Genomic DNA, 17,595 nt, shown 5'->3' on the forward strand with positions numbered 1-17,595 from the left:
CTGGTTACCGTGGACCCATGCCGCACAAGCGTGAGCCGGACGACGAGGGCGCCGCCGCGGCGCCCGGCGCCGATTCGCTTGCGCCGCAGTATCCGATCGAGTCGGTCGACAACGCGCTCAAGCTGTTGCTGCTGCTGGGTGAGCGGCCACAGATCCGGTTGAGCGAGGCGACCCGCTTTCTGGGTGTGGCGTCGTCGACCGCGCATCGGCTGCTGGCGATGCTGGCCTATCGCGGGTTCGTCCGGCAGGACCCGGTGTCCAAGGCGTACCTACCCGGCCCCTCGCTGACCGGGGTGGCGTTCGCGATCTTCGGCCGCATCGACATCGCGCGGGCCGCCGCGCCCGTCATGCGCGGCCTCAGCGAGCAACTGCGCGAAACGGTGCACGTCGGCATGCTGGACGGGGCCAGCGTCCGCTTCGTCGCCGCCGTCGAGGGGCCGGCCGCCGTGCGGGTGGCGTCGCGGCTGGGCCGCGCCATGCCTGCCCATTGCACCTCGACGGGCAAGGTCATGCTGGCCCAGTTGCCGCAATTGGAACTGCGTGCGCTGCTGCCGCGCGAGCAGCTCAAGCGCATCACCTCGCATTCGATCGGCACTCGCACCGAGTTGGAAGCCGAGCTCGCCGGCATCCGCGAGCGCGGCTACGCCACCAACGCCGAAGAGAGTGAGGAAGGCGTCGCCTCGGTCGCCGTGCCGATCCCGACGCGCGCGCCCGGGCTGCGGCTCGCGCTCAACGCCGCCGCGCCGCAAAGCCGGCTGGAACCATCCCGGTATCCCGCGGTGGCCGCCGCACTTGTCGCGGCCGCCAAGGAGATTGGCGATCAGCTCGGCTAGCCGCCACCAAGCCGTGCCACCTCGTGGCGCCAGGCCGCCTCGGCGGTGAACGCAGATCCCAAGTCCGGCAGGTCATCCCAGTCGGTGTCGTCGATGTCACGCAGCGTGCCACCGGCCGCGGCCACCCGCAACGACATTCGCGCCAGCGCGTCGAGGCTGATCGCCTGCAGCACCGCCTGCGGCACGGTGGTGGCGGCGCTGGTGATGCCGTGGCCGCGGCAGATCACCACCGGCCGCCCGCGCATCGCCGCCACCATTTGCTTGCCCAGGCGCGAATTCCGGATCAGCACAGCACGTTCGTAGACGGGCACACCGCCGCGCGCCAGCCAGGCGCCGGGAATGTCGTGGGCGCCGTAGATCGGCCGGATCGTGATGCCGGCCAGGTCGGCGGCGACCACGTCCGGGGGATGCAGGTGCGCGACGGCGACATGGCCGGGATCGGCCCGCATCGTCTCGACATGGATCGGCAGCTCGTTGGGCACCCGATACCCGTCGAGTTCCCCTGGGGCACCGGCGGATCCGTCGAAGGCGATCAGCCGGATGTCGCTGGGCCGGGTGAACGCCACCCCGGTGTCGTCGTCGCTTCGGCAGCGGACCAGCAGGCGCTCGTCGTCGACGCGCAGGCTCAGGTGGCCGAGGACGCCGTCGACCAGGCCGCGGGCCGCCGCGACGCGGCAACCCTGCGCCACCAGAGCGCGCTGCTGATCCAGGTCCGTCATCGCGGTGCGCCCAACCCGAATCCGCCGTCGGGCCGGACGGTTTCGCCGGTGATCCCGTGGGACCGCTGGGAGGCCAGGAACACGTAACTCCAGGCGTGGTCCTCGCCGGTGAGCGCGACGTGCAGGGGAGTGCGCGCGGCAACGTCGCGCGCCCGGTCGGGGCTGTCGTCCAGGCGGGTCCCGTCGAGCCCCAGGCTGGACAAGCCGCGCAGGTCGGTGTTGAGCGTGCCGCCGGGCGCCACGGCGTTGACCCGGATGTCCGGCGCCAGTTCGTGCGCCAGCGCCGACACCAGCCCGCGCACCGCGAATTTCGACGACACGTAGAGCACGCCACCGCGTCCGGGATAGAACGACGACGCGGACCCGGTCAGCACGATCGAGGAACCGTTCGCGCTCCGCAACGCCGGCAGCGCGGCCTTCACCGACTGCAGGTGGCTGAGCACGTTGGTGCGAAACATCTCGTCGAACGCGCGCGGCAGGGCGTCGGCGTCGATGTCGCCCACACCCCGGTAGAAGTCGAAGACCCCGACGCAGTTGACCAGGGTGTCCAATCCGCCGAAGGCATCCACCGCCGCGGCGACGGCGCGGTCGTTGGCCTCGCGGGTGGTGGCGTCGCCCTCGACCACCGGCACGTCAGGAAGCTGTTGTCGCAGCGCATCGCATTTGGATGGATCACGTTCCAGCACAGCAACGTTCGCACCTTCTGCGCCGAAGGCCGCCACCACGGCCCGGCCGATCCCGGAACCGGCGCCGACCACCAGCGCGCGCTTGCCCTCCAGCCAGCCGGTCATGGTGGAGGGTCGTTCTCGTCGGGCAGCAGAGGCGCGTGGGAGTTGCCGACCATGGCGGCCAGCGTACGGGGGTTCTGCCAGGTCAACGCCTCGACCTCGAGCGCGTCCAGGGTGATCCACTGCCCGGATCTGGGCGCGCTGATCAGCAGGCGCGATCCGTTGCGGGTGTCGACCCGGCGCACCACGACCTCGGTGAATTCGTTTGCGACGCTGATCGGTTCGCCGACCGCGCCGTCGAGCAGCAGCCGCAGTTCGTCGTTCACAGGAACACCGCCAGGTTCTGCATCCGTAGCACCGATTCGTCGGCAATGATGGTGCGGCGGGCCAGCTTCCACCGATCGTCGCACCAGCGCAACACGTCTTCGCGTCCGCACGACATCAGGGCGCTGTCGTTGACGTCGCCGCGGCTGCGGAACAGCAGTTCGGCCGATTCGACCCGCAGGTGGGCCGGGTCCTCGGGGTCGTCGCCGGGAAACGTGCGCACATTGGTGATGAAATGGCGCAGCCGCGACGGCGGGTCTTCGGCCCACGCGTGCTCGGTGCCCATTCGCGCGACCCGCTGGGACAGCGAGTATTTGTCTTCGTCGAAATGGTCCATGCCCGGCGAGGTGTCGAATCCGGCGCCACGCGCGGTCGTGACGCGCACCGGCATGGCGTAGCGGACGTCGTCGGTCAGCGTGTCCAGCCACGCCTCGTACTGCTGGGCGTCCAGCAGGTACGCCTCGTCCACCAGGAACTGGTGTGCCTCGAGGTGTCGAGTGTCGCTGAACGGCAAAGGCTTGCTCATGCGGGCACCCGCTGCAGGTAGTCGGCCCACATGGTCAGCAGCGCTCGCTGGTTGTGCTCGTTGTAGCCGACCTGGGCGCGCCCCGGCCCGTGGAAAGCGCTGGGCGGCAACGCATCGATGACGGGGCGGTCGTCGGAAAGCAGGCCCATCCGGCTGTTCAGCAGCAGCCGTCGCGCCATCGAACCGCCCGCGGTGGTGGTCAGCGACACCCAATTCTCCACGTCGTCTTGTTCGAACATGCCGGTCGAACCGAAGCACATCAGATACGCCTTGTACGAATCTTGTTTGTACTGCGCGGGAGCGGCGGAGTCCACCGCGAACCACGAGCACACCTCGGTTTCGTTCTCGCTGATCGGCTGCCACAGCCGAATGGAGATGAACGGCAGCACTTCGTCGTCGCGACCGTCGCGCACCTTGGGCCAGTTGTGCACGAAACTCAGGTTCGGAAAACACGTCGCGGCCGAGATCATGAATCCGTCCTCGCCGACCACCCGCTGCTGTTGCGGCGTCCAGGAGTCTTTGATCCGGCCGATCATCTCGTCGGGGTAGCCGACGTAGCGCATCCGCTCCTCGAAGTCGCCGGGCGGGAGTTTGTAGGTCGTTCCACCGCCGCGGTGCGCCCAATAGGTGGCGCCGTCCTTGCGCTTCTGGGCCTTCGGCTCGCGGAACAGCCCGATGTCGACGATCGACGCATGGGTGTGCGGCGTGTGATACATGTCCCCGGCGAAATTCTCCGCGCCGATCTTCCAGTTCGCCTTGATCCGCCAGCGCTGCGGCCCCCGCACCTCGACACCGCCGGCGCTCTGCTTGGTGTAGTAGTCCAGGTAGAACGTGAAGTCACCGAGGAAGTCTTCCAGCGGTTCGGCATCTCGATCCAAACTGATGAACAGCATGCCGTTGTAGCTCGCGAAATTCGGCGCCGGCAAAAGGGTTTGGTCCTTGGCGAACCCGTCGTCGCCGCCGTAGGCCTCGCGGTGAAACGGCAACCCGGTGAGCCGGCCGTCGTTGCGGTAGGTCCAGCCGTGGTAGGGGCAGCGGAAATTCGAGGCGTTTCCCATCTCCGCGCGACACACCTGCATGCCGCGATGCAGGCACATATTGAATAGGGCCCGCACGGCGCCCTGCGAGTCGCGGGTGATGATGAACGAGTCGTCGAGCACGCGACGCACCACATAGTCGCCGTCCTGCGGAATCTCGGACTCGTGCCCCACGAAGGTCCAGGCCCGGCTGAACAGGCGCTGCTTCTCCAATGCGAACAGCTCTCGGTCGTTGTAGATGTGCGCGGGGATCATCCCCCGTCGCACGTTCTCGAAGACCTCGACCAATTCGCCGCGATGGTCTGCCATGGCCTATGCGATCTCTCTGTTCTACAGAAAAACTCTCCGCTCAGTAGAATCCCGCACTCTGGGGCGCCGGTCAATCACCTGGCAGGCGCGTCCGCAGGTGTCTCAAAGGATGCTTGGTGCTGATTCACAGGTTCCACGCAATCGAATGGCGCAGGCCCGCGGTTACGGTGGGTCGGGGCGGCCGCCCTGGTACCGTGAGAGCGGAGTAAACGAGGGGTAAACATCCGGTTTTACGGTAATTAATCGTAGTTTTCCGCTGATCTGAGGAAGGGACTGGTGCCATGGTGGGTCGGCCACGAGGGGGTCGATTGCAGCAGGTCGGATCGAAGGTTCTGGCCGTCATCGGGCGCCAGGAATGGCTTGATCGGCCGAGCTATCGGTTCGAACACCTGCTCAGCTTCGCCTACAACGGGCTCGGCGGCGCGCGGAACACCGTCGCGAACGCGCTCAACGGTGTCTGGCTGGGTCACCCGGTGCACCCGCCCCTGGCGTCCCTGACCAGCGGCGCGCTGGGGACGACGGTGGCGCTCGACGCGCTCAGCCTGCTGCCCGGTCAGCCCGCATCCGAGGTCGTCGACGCCTCACGATTCGCTTCCCGCTCCCTCGGGGTGGGCATCCTGGCGAGCCTCGGCTCGGCCGTCACCGGTGTCACCGACTGGCAGCACACCCACGAGGAGGACCGCCGAATCGGCGCGGTGCACGGCCTGGTGAACGTGGCCGCCACCGGGCTGTACCTGCAGTCCTGGTGGGACCGGCGCAAGGGTCGCCACGGGCGGGGCATCCTGCTGACCGCTCTCGGCTACGGGATCACGGTCGCCGGCAGCTACCTCGGTGGTGCGCTGGTGTTCGAGTCGGGCATCGGCATCGACCAATCGGGGCCGCGCCTGCGCACCTCCAGCTGGACGCCGGTGCTGCCCGCGAGTTCGTTGAACGGCAAGCCGGTACGCGTGGAGGTCGACGGAGTGGGCCTGGTGGTCTGTCAGACCAACCCCGGTGAGGTCGCGGCGTACGGGGAATTCTGCCCGCACCTGGCCGCGCCGATGGCCGACGGCTGGCTGGACCGGGGCCGGCTGGTGTGCCCATGGCACGGTTCCTGGTTCGCCGCCGACTCCGGCGAAGTCGTGCGCGGCCCGGCAGCGGCGCCGCTGCCGTGCTACGAGGCCCGGTTGGTCGACGGAGTGGTCGAAGTTCGTGGCGAGCGGCAGCACGCTCCCGGCGGCGCGGCAGGAATCGCAAAAGGAGGAGCCAAGTGAACGCCTACGACGTGCTCAAGGAACACCACATCGTGATCAAGGGCCTGGGCCGCAAGATCAGCGATGCACCGGTGAATTCCGAAGAGCGCCACGAGCTTTTCGACGAGCTGCTGATCGAGCTCGACATCCACTTTCGCATCGAGGACGACCTGTACTACCCGGCGCTCAAAGATGCCAGCAAGCTGATCGCGATCGCCCATGCCGAGCATCGCCAGGTGGTCGACCAGCTTTCGGTGCTGTTGCGGACCCCGCAGAGCTCGCCCGGCTATGAGGACGAGTGGAACTCCTTCAAGACGGTGCTGGAAGCCCACGCCGACGAAGAGGAACGCGACATGATTCCGGCCCCGCCGGAGGTGCAGATCACCGACGAGGAGCTCGAAGCGCTGGGCAACAAGATGGCCGCGAGGATGGAGCAATACCGCGGCTCGGCAACCTACAAGATGCGCACCAAGGGGCGCGCGGCGCTGGTGCGCTCCCTCTAGCCCGAAAACATGGTCCGCTTACGGGATTCGGTGGGCCACCGGGAGTAGCCTCACGGCACATGAACCCCGAGCGTGTCGCCACTCAGGGTGACATCACGGCGGAGATCGCCCGCATCGCAGCGCAATACCAGGCTGGGGGAGTCGCGCAACGCGAGCGGCCGCGGCTCGACTATCCGCCGTACCGCAGCTCGGTCCTGCGCCATCCACAGCGGCCGCTGGTCGTCGTCGACCCCGAGGGCGTCGAACGCTGGGCGCCGTGCTTCGGCCACCGGGACGTCGACCCACTCGATGCCGACCTGACGGCCGGTCATCCCGGCGAGCCGATCGGGGAGCGCGTCGTCGTGGCAGGGCGGGTGGTCGACGAATCCGGCCGCCCGGTCGCGGGCCAGCTGGTGGAGATCTGGCAAGCCAACGCCGCCGGGCGCTACCGTCACCAGCGTGACCAGCATCGCGCGCCGCTCGACCCGAACTTCACCGGCGCGGGCCGCTGCCTGACCGGGCCGGACGGCGGCTACCGCTTCCTGACCGTCAAGCCCGGCCCCTACCCGTGGCGCAACCACCACAATGCGTGGCGGCCGGCGCACATCCACTTCTCCGTCTTCGGAACCGCTTTCCCGCAGCGCCTGGTCACCCAGATGTACTTTCCGGGTGATCCGATGTTCGAGCTGGACCCGATCGTTCAGTCGATCCTCGATCCCGCCGCGCGCAGCCGGCTGATCGCTCGCTACGACCACGACCTGACCGAGCCGGACTACGCGACCGGGTACCGGTGGGACATCGTGCTGGCCGGCGGCGCGCGAACTCCGACCGAGTGTGAACATGACTGAATCGGCTTGCACGCCAGGGCAAACCGTCGGGCCATTCCTCGACCTGGGGCTGCCGTTTGCCGGTGACAGCGTGATTGTCGACCCGCGGCATCCGCAGGCGATCCGGCTGCACGGCACGGTGTTCGACGGCGCCGGGGTCGCGGTCGAGGACGCGCTGGTGGAACTCTGGCAACCCGACAGCGCGGGTGACGTTGCGCGCCAAGCCGGTTCGCTGCGCCGCGACCCCACTGTGTTCACCGGCTGGGGGCGCTGCGCGACCGACGCCGCCGGACGCTACTCGTTCACCACCCTGGCGCCCGGATCGGCGACCGCGGGGCGGCCACCGTTTTTCGCGTTGACGGTGTTCGCCCGGGGACTGCTGGACCGGCTGTTCACCCGGGCGTACCTGCCCGGCGCCGAGCCGCACTCCGATCCGCTGCTGGCGGCGGTCGCCTCCGAGCGCCGAGCCGCCTTGCTGTGCTCCGCCGAAAACGACGGCGCCGCTTACCGTTTCGACATCCGTCTGCAGGGCCCGGACGAAACCGTGTTCCTGGCGTACTCAGAAGGCCCGCGATGAGCAACATGTTGTGGCCCGGAGACCATCGGGCCGGCGAGCACATGACCGACGAGGCGCTGCTGGGATCGATGATCGCGGTGGAGTGCGCGTGGCTGGACGCGCTGGCGGCCGCCGGTCTGGCACCCGCCGACTGCGCCGAAGCGGGGCTGTGGAATCTGGTCACGCACAACGACTGCGAGTTGATCGCGGTCGCCGCCGAGGGCGGCGGTAGCCCGGTGATTCCCCTGGTGCAGCTGCTGCGGCAGCGGGCCGAGTCGCGCCTCGCGCCCTGGATCCACCGGGGGCTCACCAGCCAGGACGTCCTGGACACGAGCCTGATGCTGGCGGTGCGCGCGGTCGCCGACGACCTGACAACCGAGCTGAGGCAACAGATCTCCATCCTGTCCGCACTCGCGACCGAACACCGGGCCACGCCGATGGTGGCCCGCACCCTCACCCAGCACGCCGCGCCCAGCACCTTCGGCGTCAAGGCCGCCGGCTGGCTCACCGGCGTCGTCGACGCGTTCGAGCGGGTGGCGGCGCTGAGCATACCGGTCCAAATCGGCGGCGCCGCCGGCACATTGGCCGCTACCGCGGAGCTGGCGACGTTGCTCACCGACACGACCGACGCGGCCGGCGTCGCGCTGCGGCTTGTGCACAACGCCGCAACCGCATTGGGCCTGCATGACCGGCCCGCGTGGCATACCGCCCGCGCGACCATCACCGCGGCCGCCGACGCCTTCGTCGGCTGCACCGACGCATGGGGCCGCATCGCCTCCGACGTCGTCACCCTGGCGCGCCCGGAGATCGCCGAGCTCGGCGAGCCGGTAACCGCCGACCGCGGCGGCTCGTCGTCGATGCCGCACAAGCGAAACCCGGTGTTGTCCATCTTGATCCGCCGGGCCGCCATCGCGGCGCCGCCATTGGCCGCGACGCTGCACACGGCGGCGGCGCTGGCCAACGACGAGCGGCCCGACGGGGCCTGGCACGCCGAATGGGACACGCTGCGCACGCTGGCCCGCCGCACCGTCGTCGCGGGATCGGAAAGTGGCGAGCTGCTGGCCGGGTTGAGAGTGCACGCGCAGCGGATGGCCGAAAACCTGTCCGCCGCAGAGGTTTCCGGAGAGCAGCGCGCGATCGCCGAGCTGGTCGGCAAACAGCCGTCATCCGCCTACCTCGGTGCAGCCGACAAGCTGATCGACGCGAGCCTGAGCCGCGGGGCGCGGGCGCTCGCTCAGCGCTGATAAATGCTCGCCAGCCAGATGTGCAGCAGGGTGTCGATCGCCCGGTCTTCCGGCATCGCATGATCGTCGGCGGTGAACGTCGCGGTCATCATCCGCTCGCTCAGCATGTTCAGCGCCACCGATAACTCCGCGGCCGGGATCGTGTCGGGGGCGGCGCCACGACCGCGCTCGGCCTTGATCGCGATGGTGGTGTAGGAGATCCACTTGCTCATCAGCGCGGACCACAGCTGCCGCACCTCCGGGTTGGTCGCTTTGGCCGCCGCACCCGCGACGGCGACCGCCGGGTGCGACCCGGACACCGCGAAGAACGACTCGATACGCGCCCGCCAGATCGCCTCGGGGTCACCGGCGGACAGGACGTCGAGCGCCCCCAGCGCCGCCTGCGCCGTGCTGTTCATCTGGTCGAGCAGCGACAGCACGACCGCGTTCTTCGACCGGAAATAGAAGTAGAAGGTGGGCCGCGAGATCCCGGCGCCTTTTGCTAGGTCGTCGACGGAAAAGTCGCCCAGCGGCCTTTCCTGCAACAGCCGCTCGGCCGTGGCGAGGATGGCCTTCTCCCGGTCGTCACCGGAGTAGTGCGACGCGCGCCGGCCGCGCGAGGCCTGCAGGTATTTGGTTTGTGTCGGGAGGTCGGACACGCCCGTTACTGTTGGGCACGTCGATATACGTCAACAAAACTGTTGATGAAAACCAGCAAGAATGCCGATGAAGAACGACGCTTTGCTGGACGGCGACTTCGTCAGTCGGCCACCGCGATCTCGATGGACAAGCACTCGCCCAGCGCGTGCGCGGCGGCCCAGTCGCCGCCACAGACGGCGCGCTCGAGTTCGTCGACCAGCGGGCTGTCGGCGGCGCCCAGGTCGGCCAGCCAGGACGCTACCGTCGCCGTGATCTGGTGCGCGGGAACGCGGGCCATGTGCCCTTTGTGGAGCCTGTCGGTCAACTGATAGATCGTGGCCGTCGGTCTGCGCTGCGGCCAATGAACCGTCCATTTCGGTGAATTCATCGTCCCCTCCCCGCTAGCCTCAACGACTCATCCGGCCCCGGCGGCGCGTACAACTTCAAGGCACAATCGTACGTCCGTACCAATGCCATGGCCGGTATTTCCGCTGTGTGAAATGCCGGTTTTTCGAGATCTTTGGTCATCCGATCGCTCACCTGGTGCTATGGAACAAACGGCCCGATCAGCGCCGCGCCGGCGCGGCCGCGGGACATGATGCGTTCCAGGACGTTGTGGGACAGGTCGCCGTCGTTGGCCACCCGGACGAGACCGCGCCGCCGCAGGAACGTGTCGAGCCGTCGATCCGGTGACCAGTCGGCGTAGCGGGAACCGAGGTAGTGCGACTGCAGGAAATCCGACGCCAACGCATCGAGGTCGGACTCCGTCAACGACGGTGGCATTGCACCCATAACCGGCAAGCTCCTTTGTTCTCCCGCGACTGCCGCAGCCAAGTGTTGCCAGGGGGCATCACTAAACCGTCACACCCAGATTGCGGAACGGGCCCAAAGTCGGCGACGGGGCGAAGGCAAAGGTCAAAGCGCTGTCAGGCGGTGCCGGATGCCGCCGGTTTGTGGGCGACGATGGCGACGGCGGCCAGCCGCTTGCGATGCCTGCGGAACGTGCGGCGCATGGTCAGCACCCGCTTGCGGGCGTCGCGGTGCACGAGCACGTTGCCGGCGAAGCGCAGCGCACCGGCGAACCCTTCGTCGGACACGAGCCGGCGCGGCTGCAGCAGGGCCATGGGCGCTGTCGCGACGTGATCGACCAGCAGTCCGTGCTCGGCGAGCAGTTTCGACCACTCCGCAACCGTTAATGGACGCGCGTTCACCTTGATCGCCCGGGCGAGCGCCTGCCGGATGTCGGTGCTGATCTCTTCCGGCACGTCGTCCGGCGTGAGGGCCAGTTCGTGGATCGCGTAGCGTCCGCCCGGCCGCAGCACCCGCGCCGCCTCGGCGACGATGGCCCCCTTGCCCGCGTCGCCCTGCATGCTCAGCATCGCCTCTCCGATGACGACGTCGCTGCTGGCGTCGGGCAATCCGGTGGCGGCCGCGTCGGCGACCCGGACGGCCGCGTTTTGCGCACCGAGATCGGTGAGCACGCCGCGCACCACGTTGGCCGCGTCGGGGTCGCCCTCGGCGCCGACGTACGACCGCGGCCCCTGGGCCACGATCTCGGCGGCGGTGCGGCCCAGGCCCGGGGCCAGCTCGACGACGTCGGCTCCGCTCAGCTTCGCGTGGGACAGCAGGGTGCGGGTCATCTCGACACCGCCGGGGCGCAGCACGCGCTTGCCCAGCCGGGCCAGCAGCCAATGGCCGGCGACCGCGTCGTCGGCGCGGCTGGAGGACGGTAGCGGAAGTTCGGATCCTGCTCGATGTCCCTGCATCAGATCTCCTGCCGCACAGCGGTTTTCGGGTGCTTGTCCGGCTTGCGCCGTTGGCTGACGTCAAGTTCGTTGGCGGGCATGGGTTCTCCGGCCTCCGCTCTGGTTTTCACAAGTGGTGTTGTGTAAACTCTAGCGCATGACCTATGTGATCGGGAAGCCGTGCGTCGATGTGATGGACCGCGCTTGTGTCGATGAATGCCCGGTGGATTGCATCTACGAAGGCGGCCGGGCGCTCTACATTCATCCCGACGAATGCGTCGATTGCGGCGCGTGTGAACCGGTTTGTCCGGTGGAAGCGATTTACTACGAAGATGACCTGCCCGAGGAGTTCAAACCCCACCTGGCCGACAATGAGGCATTCTTCGCTGAAACGCTCCCGGGTCGCGATGCCCCGCTGGGTTCCCCGGGCGGCGCGGGAAAGGTCGGTCCGCTCGGTGTCGACACACCTTTGGTGGCGGGCCAGCCAAGTGCCGCCCAGGCAGACGGGGCGTGAAGGACAAGGACCGGGAGGGCCCCTGTGAAATCCGAGAATTCGCAGAAGTCTCGCGACTCGTCGACCGGGGAATCGGCCGGCCGGCGGCGCGCTGTGATGCGGCTGCTGCGGGCCGCGCCGGATCCGATGAGCATCGCCGGGATCGCCGACGCACTGGGTGTGCACCCCAACACCGTCCGCTTCCACCTCGACAGCCTGGTTGCCGACGGCCAGGTGGAACATGTCGAGCTGGATAGGAAGGGTCCTGGGCGTCCACCGCTGATGTTCCGCGCGGTCCGGCAGATGGATCGCGGCGGAACGCGGCACTATCGGCTGCTGGCCGAGATCCTGGCCATGGGTTTCGCCGCGGAGCGCGATCCCGGCCCCAAAGCCCTGGCCGCGGGCCGCGCCTGGGGGCAGAAGATGGATGCCGATTTGCACCCGGTGTCTGAGAACCCCGACGGCGCCGAAGAGGCGATCGCCCGCCTGCTCGATGTGCTCGATGAGCTCGGCTTCGCCCCCGAGCGTCGGATCAGCAACGGAGAGCACCAGGTCGGCTTGCGGCACTGCCCCTTCCTGGAGTTGGCCGAAAACTCCTCGAGTGTCGTCTGTCCGGTGCATCTGGGCCTCATGCAGGGAGCGATGGAAACCTGGGGTGCGCCGGTCTCGGTGGACCGGCTCGACCCGTTCGTCGAGCCGGACCTGTGCCTGGCTCACCTGACGCTGGCGGTCAAATGAGCACCGGCACAGCTATTGCCATTGCGCTGACCTTCGTCTGGCTCGGCATGGTGCTGGCCATCTCCTTCCTGGAAACCCCACTGAAATTCCGGGCTCCCGACGTGACGTTGCAGATCGGGCTCGGCATCGGCCGGCTGGTCTTTCGCGCGCTCAACACCGTCGAAGTGGCGTTCGCCCTCGTCATCGGCGCTATCGTGGTCGCCGGTCCGACCCGGGCCGGCATCGCGGTGGCGATCGCCGTCGCCGTGGCCGCACTGGCGATCCAGCTGGTCGCGGTGCGCCCGGCGCTGACCCGTCGCGCCGACCGGGTGCTCGCGGGGTCGGAGGGCCCGCGCTCCCGCGCCCACTACGCCTACGTCGCGCTGGAGGCGGTCAAGGTCATCGGACTCATCGCGGCGGGGATACTGCTACTGAGCGGTTAAATCCTCAAGGCCGTGCGGCCTTGCAACTTCGAAGGACCACTATGGATTCCATCTCGCTGACCGACCTCTCGTCCGAAAAGATCGCCGAGGCCAAGCAATCGCACAGCGGACGTGCCGCCCACACCATCCACGGCGGCCACACCCACGAGCTTCGCCAGACCGTGCTGGCTCTGCTGGCCGGTCACGACCTGTCCGAACACGACAGCCCCGGTGAGGCGACGCTGCAGGTGCTGCAGGGTCGCGTCCGCCTGACCACCAGCGGCGACGCCTGGGACGGCAAGGCCGGGGAGTACGTCGCGATCCCCGCCGAACGGCACGCCCTGCACGCGGTCGAGGATTCCGTGGTTTTGCTGACCGTGCTGAAGACCATCCCCTCGGCGCACTAGCCGCCGATGTTGTCGACGCCCTGGTCCAAGAGTTTCGGTCTGCGGGTCCCCGTCGTCAACGCGCCGATGGGCGGGGTCGCCGGCGGCCGGCTGGCCGCGGCCGTGACGGCGGCCGGCGGGCTCGGCATGGTCGGCATGGGCAGCGTCGCGACCAGGCAGCTGCTCGCCGAGCAGCTGCAGCACGTCGACGGGCGGTTCGGCATCGGCATGGTCGACTGGGTGATGCGCAACGAGTCCGGACTGCTCGAGGATGCGCTGGCCGCGAGGCCCGCCCTGTTGTCGGTCAGTTTCGGCACCGAGTTTTCGTGGGTCGCCAAGGCGCATGACGCCGGAATCCCCACGGTCACACAGGTTTACGACAGCGCCGGGGCCCGGCGGGCCGTCGACGCCGGCGTCGACATCCTGGTCGCGCGCGGGTCCGAGGGCGGCGGCCACGGCGAGGACAAGCTCGGGCTGCTGCCGCTGCTGGACGCCGTTTTGGATGCCGTCTCGGTGCCGGTGCTGGCCGGCGGCGGGGTCGCCTCGGCGCGCAGCCTGGCCGCGGTGCTGGCCGCCGGGGCCAGCGGGGCGTGGGTGGGCACCCGCTTGTCGGCGTGTCCGGAAGCGCTGACCGGCGACACCGGCCGTCGGGCCCTGGTCACCGCCACCGAAACCGACACCGCCGTCACCCGGGTCTTCGACGTCGCCAAGGGGCTGCCCTGGCCGGCGCGGTTCCCGTCGCGGGTGTTGGCCAACGACTTCGTCGAGCACTGGACGGGTCACGAGGAGGCACTGGATGCGGGCGCCTGCGACGAGCTGGCCGCCGCGATCGCCGCCGGGGACTGCCGAATCGCGCCCGTGGATGCCGGCCAGGGCGTCGGGATGATCCACAACGACGCATCGGTGGCCGACGTCATCGACGAGATGTGCACGGGCGCCGAGGAATTGCTGTCCCGCTGGGGAACTACCGGCGACCGGCCGTGAGCACGACGCAACACCGGTCCCGGCCGGGGCACAGGCGTGCGTCGGGACCGTACGGTGCGAGCGCATCGGCCACACCGGTGATCAGCGCGTGGTTCATGTTGCAGGCCAGCTCCGTCTGCTCTTGTGCCAGTGCGTGGAACGGGCAGTTGGCGAGCTCGACCTCGCGCTCGGAGACCCGCGGCTCGTAGCCGTATCGGCGCAGCACCCGGACCGCGCGCTGCAGCGCGGCGTCGGCGTCTTTCGGGGGGGAGGACCCCACAGTGGTACCGATCTCGTGGCCGTACTCGCGGGCGACACGATTCAGGATCTCGGCGACCGGCTCGCCCGTCCCGGCCGAGCGCGCGATGGCCGTCGCCATCAAACGCCCGGCCAACTCGTACTCCCGCTGGGGCAGGCTGACCGCGATGTCGCGGCGGGCCCGGCGATACAGCTTGGAGGTGCGTCCGGCGCCGGGGCCGGAGCGGCCGGTCACGCGAGCGTAATCGGACTCGAGCAGGCCCTCGGCGGTGAGCCGGTCCAGGTGAAACTTGGCCTGGTGGTGCGGAATTCCGACGGCCTCGCCCGCCTGGTCCCGGCTGACGGGCACCGGTTGCGCGCACACGAACTGATAGAGCTGTCGACGCACGGGATCGGCGAGTGCGCCGATGCCCGCGGCGTCCCGCAGCAAAGCCTCCTGGTCGTCCACGTCGTCCACCGCCATTTTCTAACGGACAAAATGCTTGACGCTACAGTCTACTGGATCTAACGTTCAAATTATTATCCGTTAGAAATGGAGGCAGCTATGAGCATCAAGCAAGTGAACGCGGCACCGGCCCTCGCCGACCAATTGAGGGATCCCGCGTACTCGGCGTACCTCGCGCTTCGCACGGTCTTCACGATCGCGCCGATCGTGATGGGGCTCGACAAGTTCTTCAACCTGCTCACCCATCCACACCACTGGAGCATGTACCTGGCCGGCTGGATCGATGGCCTGGTACCCGGGACGGCCGATCAGTGCATGTACCTGGTGGGCATCATCGAGATCGTCGCGGGGGTGCTGGTGGCGGTGGTCCCGCGGTTGGGCGCCTGGGTGGTCGCGGCATGGCTGATCGGCATCATCATCGACCTGGTCACCGGTCCCGGCTTCTACGACGTCGCCCTGCGCGACTTCGGATTGTTCGTCGGCGCCGTGGCGCTGGCCCGGCTGGCGCAGGGTGTGCACAGCGGCACCGTGGGAGTGGCGGCGCGCTAGCGCTCAGACCGCGCGCAGGTAGCGCCTGGCGATGAGGCGCTGACCCACCTTCACCACCGGCCCGCCGGCCTTGCTCCACCAGGTCGCGGGCCGGGAGAAGGCGGATACCTCCGCGTAGACCGCGTCGGACACCGGGTCGCGACGAACCACGAAGCGTTCCTCGCCGGACTCCGGATGGCCCGGCAGGGTGCCGTAGCCGAAGCCACGGATGTCGGGCTCGTCGACGACGTAGACGACGCGACACGGCGCCGGCAGAAAACCCATCTTCACCACGACGACCGCGTCGACGACGGCGACCTCGGAGCTGGCCTGCACCCGCAGCCCGGATCCGCGCTGCATGCCCCAGCGCATGACGGCCGCCGCGGCTTGCTCGAAACGCTGCCGGCCCGTGCCGATTTGGCGCTCTGCGTGCTGATGGTCGTATCCGGCGGGCAGATCGCCGGAAGCCGTCGCACCCACTTCCGCGTAGGTCAGGGGGAGTTCCTCGAGCGTTCGCAGGTCCACGTCCTCAGCTTGCCACGCCGAGATGCGCCGCCGCATTCGGCGCGTACGGTCGGTAGATGTGACCGCAGAAAACTCGAAAACTGTTGCAGGGGCATCCGGGACATTCACCATCGGCGGCGACCTGACCGTCAACCGACTCGGCTTCGGCGCCATGCGCCTGACGGCGAAGGGCGTATGGGGCCCGCCCGACGACCGCGACGAATGCGTCCGGGTGCTGCGCCGGGCCGTCGAACTCGGGGTGAACTTCATCGACACCGCCGACTCCTACGGCCCCTACGTCTCCGAGGAGATCATTCGCGAGGCGCTGCACCCCTACGACGGTCTGGTGATCGCGACCAAGGCGGGCCTGCTGCGCACCGGCCCGGACGTCTGGATTCCGTTGGGCAACCCGAGCTACCTGCGCCAGGAATGCGAGATGAGCCTGCGCCGGCTGGGCGTGGACACCATCGACCTGTTCCAGCTGCACCGCATCGACAAGAACTTCCCGCTGGAAGATCAGGTGGGCGAGCTGCTCACCCTGAAAAGCGAGGGCAAGATCCGCCACATCGGCCTGTCCGAGATCGACGTCGAGCAGCTGAACGCGGCCCGGCGTATCACCGACATCGTGTCGGTGCAGAACATGTACAACCTGACGGCCCGTGGCGCCGAGCCGCTCCTGGACGCCGCGACCAAGCAGGGCATCGGGTTCATCCCGTGGTTCCCGCTGGCCGCCGGGCCGCTGGCCGCTCCCGACGGCCCGCTGCAGCGCATCGCCGCCGACCACGACGCGTCGCCCTCACAGTTGGCGCTGGCGTGGTTGCTGAAACGCTCGCCGTTGATGATGCCGATCCCGGGTACGTCCAAGGTTGCGCACCTGGAGGAGAACGTCGCTGCCGCTGCGATCGAGCTGTCCGACGACGAGTTCGAAACGTTGTCGGCCGCCGGGGCGCAGCAGCCGGCCTGACCACCGCGCGAAAGCGCGGCCGCCGGGCAATACGGTGTGGTGGTGGCCGAACACCAGCGACACCCCGGCGGCGGATTCAACCCGCCGGACCCGACGACCAAGGGCGGGCCCGACTACGGCAGGTTCATCGACGCCGTGCGCTCGTTGCAGGACCACGCCCGGGCCGCCGACGCGCCCGACGAAGTCATCAGCGAGGCCGCCGACTTGGTGGAGAAGGTGTCGGCGCTGCTGGCTCCGTTCGACGCCGACGAATGGGCGTCGCCGTCGGGCCGGCGGATGGACCTGCCGATGCGCGGCAACATCCTGACGATCCCGATGTCGGCGCGCAAGGGTGAGGACGGCCGAATCCACGGCCAGGCCCGCTTCGCCCGGTTCCACCTGGGCCGCAACGGCGCCGTGCACGGCGGCGCGCTGGGCATGCTGTTCGACTCCATCCTCGGGTTGTCCGCCTCGGTTCTCACCGGCAACCCGCGGCAGCGCACCGCATACCTCAAGATCGACTACCGCCACATCGTTCCGGTGGAAAAGGAACTGCAGTTCGACGCGGGCATCGACCGGGTGGACGGACGCAAGATCTTCGTGTCGGGCCGGTTGACCGACGGCGATCAGTTGCTGACCGAGGCCGACGCACTGTTCGTACGGCTCAAACCCGGGCAGCCGTAAGCGCGGTCTTTCAGGACGCGCCCAGACATAAACCATGCACACCGGCAGCGGCGTGTCGTGTTCGTGGTTTAT

The 17,595-nt window shown here is 68.6% G+C and carries 25 protein-coding genes; 14 read left to right on the plus strand and 11 right to left on the minus strand.

Annotated features, from left to right (window positions below; translation table 11 throughout):
• The first annotated feature begins 17 nt into the window (after window positions 1-17).
• Window positions 18-833, plus strand: coding sequence for an IclR family transcriptional regulator (locus tag AC5Y30_RS15735; protein ID WP_499919540.1), 816 nt, complete (start codon window positions 18-20; stop codon window positions 831-833).
• Here AC5Y30_RS15735 and phtC read toward each other — a convergent pair.
• Genes phtC through AC5Y30_RS15760 form a run of 5 tightly spaced genes read right to left on the minus strand, consistent with a single transcriptional unit; the run spans window position 830 to window position 4,476 of the window.
• Window positions 830-1,552, minus strand: a complete 723-nt coding sequence (phtC, locus tag AC5Y30_RS15740; RefSeq protein WP_499919541.1) for a 3,4-dihydroxyphthalate decarboxylase — start codon at window positions 1,550-1,552, stop codon at window positions 830-832. The two genes, AC5Y30_RS15735 and phtC, sit on opposite strands and share 4 nt — an antisense overlap.
• Window positions 1,549-2,343, minus strand: a complete 795-nt coding sequence (hcaB, locus tag AC5Y30_RS15745) for a 3-(cis-5,6-dihydroxycyclohexa-1,3-dien-1-yl)propanoate dehydrogenase (protein WP_499919542.1) — start codon at window positions 2,341-2,343, stop codon at window positions 1,549-1,551. Before hcaB ends, phtC begins: the two co-directional genes overlap by 4 nt.
• A complete protein-coding gene (locus AC5Y30_RS15750) occupies window positions 2,340-2,606 on the minus strand; it encodes a dihydrodiol dehydrogenase (protein ID WP_499919543.1) in 267 nt (88 codons plus the stop codon). Before AC5Y30_RS15750 ends, hcaB begins: the two co-directional genes overlap by 4 nt.
• Entirely contained in the window at window positions 2,603-3,130 is a 528-nt protein-coding gene (locus tag AC5Y30_RS15755) for a 3-phenylpropionate/cinnamic acid dioxygenase subunit beta (protein WP_499919544.1), read from the minus strand. Before AC5Y30_RS15755 ends, AC5Y30_RS15750 begins: the two co-directional genes overlap by 4 nt.
• The gene (locus AC5Y30_RS15760) at window positions 3,127-4,476 is read right to left on the minus strand and encodes an aromatic ring-hydroxylating dioxygenase subunit alpha (protein WP_499919545.1); all 1,350 of its coding nucleotides are present in this window, start codon (window positions 4,474-4,476) and stop codon (window positions 3,127-3,129) included. The genes AC5Y30_RS15755 and AC5Y30_RS15760 overlap by 4 nt, the downstream gene beginning before the upstream one ends.
• A gap of 281 nt (window positions 4,477-4,757) precedes the next feature.
• On the opposite strand from AC5Y30_RS15760, the gene AC5Y30_RS15765 reads away from it, so the two are divergent.
• From AC5Y30_RS15765 to AC5Y30_RS15785, 5 genes are read left to right on the plus strand one after another with little or no spacing between them, the layout of a single operon-like run.
• Window positions 4,758-5,729 (plus strand): Rieske (2Fe-2S) protein, encoded by a 972-nt coding sequence (locus tag AC5Y30_RS15765; protein WP_499919546.1) that lies wholly within the window; start codon window positions 4,758-4,760, stop codon window positions 5,727-5,729.
• Entirely contained in the window at window positions 5,726-6,211 is a 486-nt protein-coding gene (locus tag AC5Y30_RS15770) for a hemerythrin domain-containing protein (RefSeq protein ID WP_499919547.1), read from the plus strand. Before AC5Y30_RS15765 ends, AC5Y30_RS15770 begins: the two co-directional genes overlap by 4 nt.
• A 59-nt stretch (window positions 6,212-6,270) precedes the next feature.
• Window positions 6,271-7,038: a protocatechuate 3,4-dioxygenase subunit beta gene (pcaH, locus tag AC5Y30_RS15775; protein WP_499919548.1), complete on the plus strand. Its 768-nt coding sequence runs from the start codon at window positions 6,271-6,273 to the stop codon at window positions 7,036-7,038.
• Complete coding sequence (gene pcaG, locus AC5Y30_RS15780) at window positions 7,031-7,594, plus strand: protocatechuate 3,4-dioxygenase subunit alpha (RefSeq protein WP_499919549.1); 564 nt, start codon at window positions 7,031-7,033, stop codon at window positions 7,592-7,594. Before pcaH ends, pcaG begins: the two co-directional genes overlap by 8 nt.
• Entirely contained in the window at window positions 7,591-8,817 is a 1,227-nt protein-coding gene (locus AC5Y30_RS15785) for a lyase family protein (protein ID WP_499919550.1), read from the plus strand. Before pcaG ends, AC5Y30_RS15785 begins: the two co-directional genes overlap by 4 nt.
• Here AC5Y30_RS15785 and AC5Y30_RS15790 read toward each other — a convergent pair.
• From AC5Y30_RS15790 to AC5Y30_RS15805, 4 genes are all read right to left on the minus strand, one after another.
• Window positions 8,808-9,455, minus strand: coding sequence for a TetR/AcrR family transcriptional regulator (locus AC5Y30_RS15790; RefSeq protein ID WP_499919551.1), 648 nt, complete (start codon window positions 9,453-9,455; stop codon window positions 8,808-8,810). The genes AC5Y30_RS15785 and AC5Y30_RS15790 overlap by 10 nt on opposite strands.
• Window positions 9,456-9,556: 101 nt before the next feature.
• Complete coding sequence (locus AC5Y30_RS15795) at window positions 9,557-9,823, minus strand: Rv2628 protein family (protein ID WP_499919552.1); 267 nt, start codon at window positions 9,821-9,823, stop codon at window positions 9,557-9,559.
• A gap of 158 nt (window positions 9,824-9,981) precedes the next feature.
• Complete coding sequence (locus AC5Y30_RS15800; RefSeq protein WP_499919831.1) at window positions 9,982-10,206, minus strand: hypothetical protein; 225 nt, start codon at window positions 10,204-10,206, stop codon at window positions 9,982-9,984.
• Window positions 10,207-10,361: 155 nt separating this feature from the next.
• Entirely contained in the window at window positions 10,362-11,201 is an 840-nt protein-coding gene (locus AC5Y30_RS15805) for a class I SAM-dependent methyltransferase (RefSeq protein WP_499919553.1), read from the minus strand.
• 136 nt (window positions 11,202-11,337) lie between these two features.
• Here AC5Y30_RS15805 and fdxA point away from each other — a divergent pair, with 136 nt between their 5' ends.
• The 5 genes from fdxA (at window position 11,338) to AC5Y30_RS15830 (ending at window position 14,182) form a co-directional block, all read left to right on the plus strand.
• Window positions 11,338-11,694: a ferredoxin gene (gene fdxA / locus AC5Y30_RS15810; RefSeq protein ID WP_499919554.1), complete on the plus strand. Its 357-nt coding sequence runs from the start codon at window positions 11,338-11,340 to the stop codon at window positions 11,692-11,694.
• Between the two features lie 96 nt (window positions 11,695-11,790).
• A complete protein-coding gene (locus tag AC5Y30_RS15815) occupies window positions 11,791-12,411 on the plus strand; it encodes a helix-turn-helix transcriptional regulator (protein ID WP_499919832.1) in 621 nt (206 codons plus the stop codon).
• Window positions 12,408-12,833, plus strand: coding sequence for a hypothetical protein (locus tag AC5Y30_RS15820; RefSeq protein WP_499919555.1), 426 nt, complete (start codon window positions 12,408-12,410; stop codon window positions 12,831-12,833). The genes AC5Y30_RS15815 and AC5Y30_RS15820 overlap by 4 nt, the downstream gene beginning before the upstream one ends.
• A 41-nt stretch (window positions 12,834-12,874) precedes the next feature.
• Window positions 12,875-13,219, plus strand: coding sequence for a cupin domain-containing protein (locus AC5Y30_RS15825; RefSeq protein ID WP_499919556.1), 345 nt, complete (start codon window positions 12,875-12,877; stop codon window positions 13,217-13,219).
• Between the two features lie 6 nt (window positions 13,220-13,225).
• The gene (locus tag AC5Y30_RS15830; RefSeq protein ID WP_499919557.1) at window positions 13,226-14,182 is read left to right on the plus strand and encodes an NAD(P)H-dependent flavin oxidoreductase; all 957 of its coding nucleotides are present in this window, start codon (window positions 13,226-13,228) and stop codon (window positions 14,180-14,182) included.
• Here AC5Y30_RS15830 and AC5Y30_RS15835 read toward each other — a convergent pair.
• Window positions 14,163-14,867, minus strand: a complete 705-nt coding sequence (locus AC5Y30_RS15835; protein ID WP_499919833.1) for a helix-turn-helix transcriptional regulator — start codon at window positions 14,865-14,867, stop codon at window positions 14,163-14,165. The two genes, AC5Y30_RS15830 and AC5Y30_RS15835, sit on opposite strands and share 20 nt — an antisense overlap.
• 96 nt (window positions 14,868-14,963) lie before the next feature.
• On the opposite strand from AC5Y30_RS15835, the gene AC5Y30_RS15840 reads away from it, so the two are divergent.
• On the plus strand, window positions 14,964-15,413 hold the full coding sequence (locus AC5Y30_RS15840; RefSeq protein WP_499919558.1) for an Rv2617c family stress response/phage resistance protein: 450 nt from the start codon (window positions 14,964-14,966) through the stop codon (window positions 15,411-15,413).
• A gap of 3 nt (window positions 15,414-15,416) precedes the next feature.
• Here AC5Y30_RS15840 and AC5Y30_RS15845 read toward each other — a convergent pair whose 3' ends face one another.
• Complete coding sequence (locus tag AC5Y30_RS15845) at window positions 15,417-15,917, minus strand: DUF1990 domain-containing protein (RefSeq protein WP_499919559.1); 501 nt, start codon at window positions 15,915-15,917, stop codon at window positions 15,417-15,419.
• Window positions 15,918-15,939: 22 nt separating this feature from the next.
• Here AC5Y30_RS15845 and AC5Y30_RS15850 point away from each other — a divergent pair, with 22 nt between their 5' ends.
• Both AC5Y30_RS15850 and AC5Y30_RS15855 read left to right on the plus strand, forming a co-directional pair.
• A complete protein-coding gene (locus AC5Y30_RS15850) occupies window positions 15,940-16,860 on the plus strand; it encodes an aldo/keto reductase (RefSeq protein WP_499919560.1) in 921 nt (306 codons plus the stop codon).
• Between the two features lie 36 nt (window positions 16,861-16,896).
• The gene (locus AC5Y30_RS15855) at window positions 16,897-17,523 is read left to right on the plus strand and encodes a PaaI family thioesterase (protein WP_499919561.1); all 627 of its coding nucleotides are present in this window, start codon (window positions 16,897-16,899) and stop codon (window positions 17,521-17,523) included.
• Window positions 17,524-17,595 lie beyond the last annotated feature (72 nt).

The organism is Mycobacterium sp. NGS27 (genome assembly GCF_059813005.1).

What these genes read in the sequence shown, in the direction of transcription:
- AC5Y30_RS15840 (WP_499919558.1), top strand. Translation starts at nt 14,964, where the DNA reads ATGAGCATCAAGCAAGTGAACGCGGCACCGGCCCTCGCCGACCAATTG.
- AC5Y30_RS15825 (WP_499919556.1), top strand. Translation starts at nt 12,875, where the DNA reads ATGGATTCCATCTCGCTGACCGACCTCTCGTCCGAAAAGATCGCCGAG.
- AC5Y30_RS15805 (WP_499919553.1), bottom strand. Translation starts at nt 11,201, where the DNA reads ATGCAGGGACATCGAGCAGGATCCGAACTTCCGCTACCGTCCTCCAGC.
- AC5Y30_RS15765 (WP_499919546.1), top strand. Translation starts at nt 4,758, where the DNA reads ATGGTGGGTCGGCCACGAGGGGGTCGATTGCAGCAGGTCGGATCGAAG.
- AC5Y30_RS15820 (WP_499919555.1), top strand. Translation starts at nt 12,408, where the DNA reads ATGAGCACCGGCACAGCTATTGCCATTGCGCTGACCTTCGTCTGGCTC.
- phtC (WP_499919541.1), bottom strand. Translation starts at nt 1,552, where the DNA reads ATGACGGACCTGGATCAGCAGCGCGCTCTGGTGGCGCAGGGTTGCCGC.
- AC5Y30_RS15850 (WP_499919560.1), top strand. Translation starts at nt 15,940, where the DNA reads ATGCGCCGCCGCATTCGGCGCGTACGGTCGGTAGATGTGACCGCAGAA.
- AC5Y30_RS15830 (WP_499919557.1), top strand. Translation starts at nt 13,226, where the DNA reads ATGTTGTCGACGCCCTGGTCCAAGAGTTTCGGTCTGCGGGTCCCCGTC.
- AC5Y30_RS15735 (WP_499919540.1), top strand. Translation starts at nt 18, where the DNA reads ATGCCGCACAAGCGTGAGCCGGACGACGAGGGCGCCGCCGCGGCGCCC.
- fdxA (WP_499919554.1), top strand. Translation starts at nt 11,338, where the DNA reads ATGACCTATGTGATCGGGAAGCCGTGCGTCGATGTGATGGACCGCGCT.
- AC5Y30_RS15795 (WP_499919552.1), bottom strand. Translation starts at nt 9,823, where the DNA reads ATGAATTCACCGAAATGGACGGTTCATTGGCCGCAGCGCAGACCGACG.
- hcaB (WP_499919542.1), bottom strand. Translation starts at nt 2,343, where the DNA reads ATGACCGGCTGGCTGGAGGGCAAGCGCGCGCTGGTGGTCGGCGCCGGT.
- AC5Y30_RS15785 (WP_499919550.1), top strand. Translation starts at nt 7,591, where the DNA reads ATGAGCAACATGTTGTGGCCCGGAGACCATCGGGCCGGCGAGCACATG.
- AC5Y30_RS15755 (WP_499919544.1), bottom strand. Translation starts at nt 3,130, where the DNA reads ATGAGCAAGCCTTTGCCGTTCAGCGACACTCGACACCTCGAGGCACAC.
- pcaH (WP_499919548.1), top strand. Translation starts at nt 6,271, where the DNA reads ATGAACCCCGAGCGTGTCGCCACTCAGGGTGACATCACGGCGGAGATC.
- AC5Y30_RS15760 (WP_499919545.1), bottom strand. Translation starts at nt 4,476, where the DNA reads ATGGCAGACCATCGCGGCGAATTGGTCGAGGTCTTCGAGAACGTGCGA.
- AC5Y30_RS15815 (WP_499919832.1), top strand. Translation starts at nt 11,791, where the DNA reads ATGCGGCTGCTGCGGGCCGCGCCGGATCCGATGAGCATCGCCGGGATC.
- pcaG (WP_499919549.1), top strand. Translation starts at nt 7,031, where the DNA reads ATGACTGAATCGGCTTGCACGCCAGGGCAAACCGTCGGGCCATTCCTC.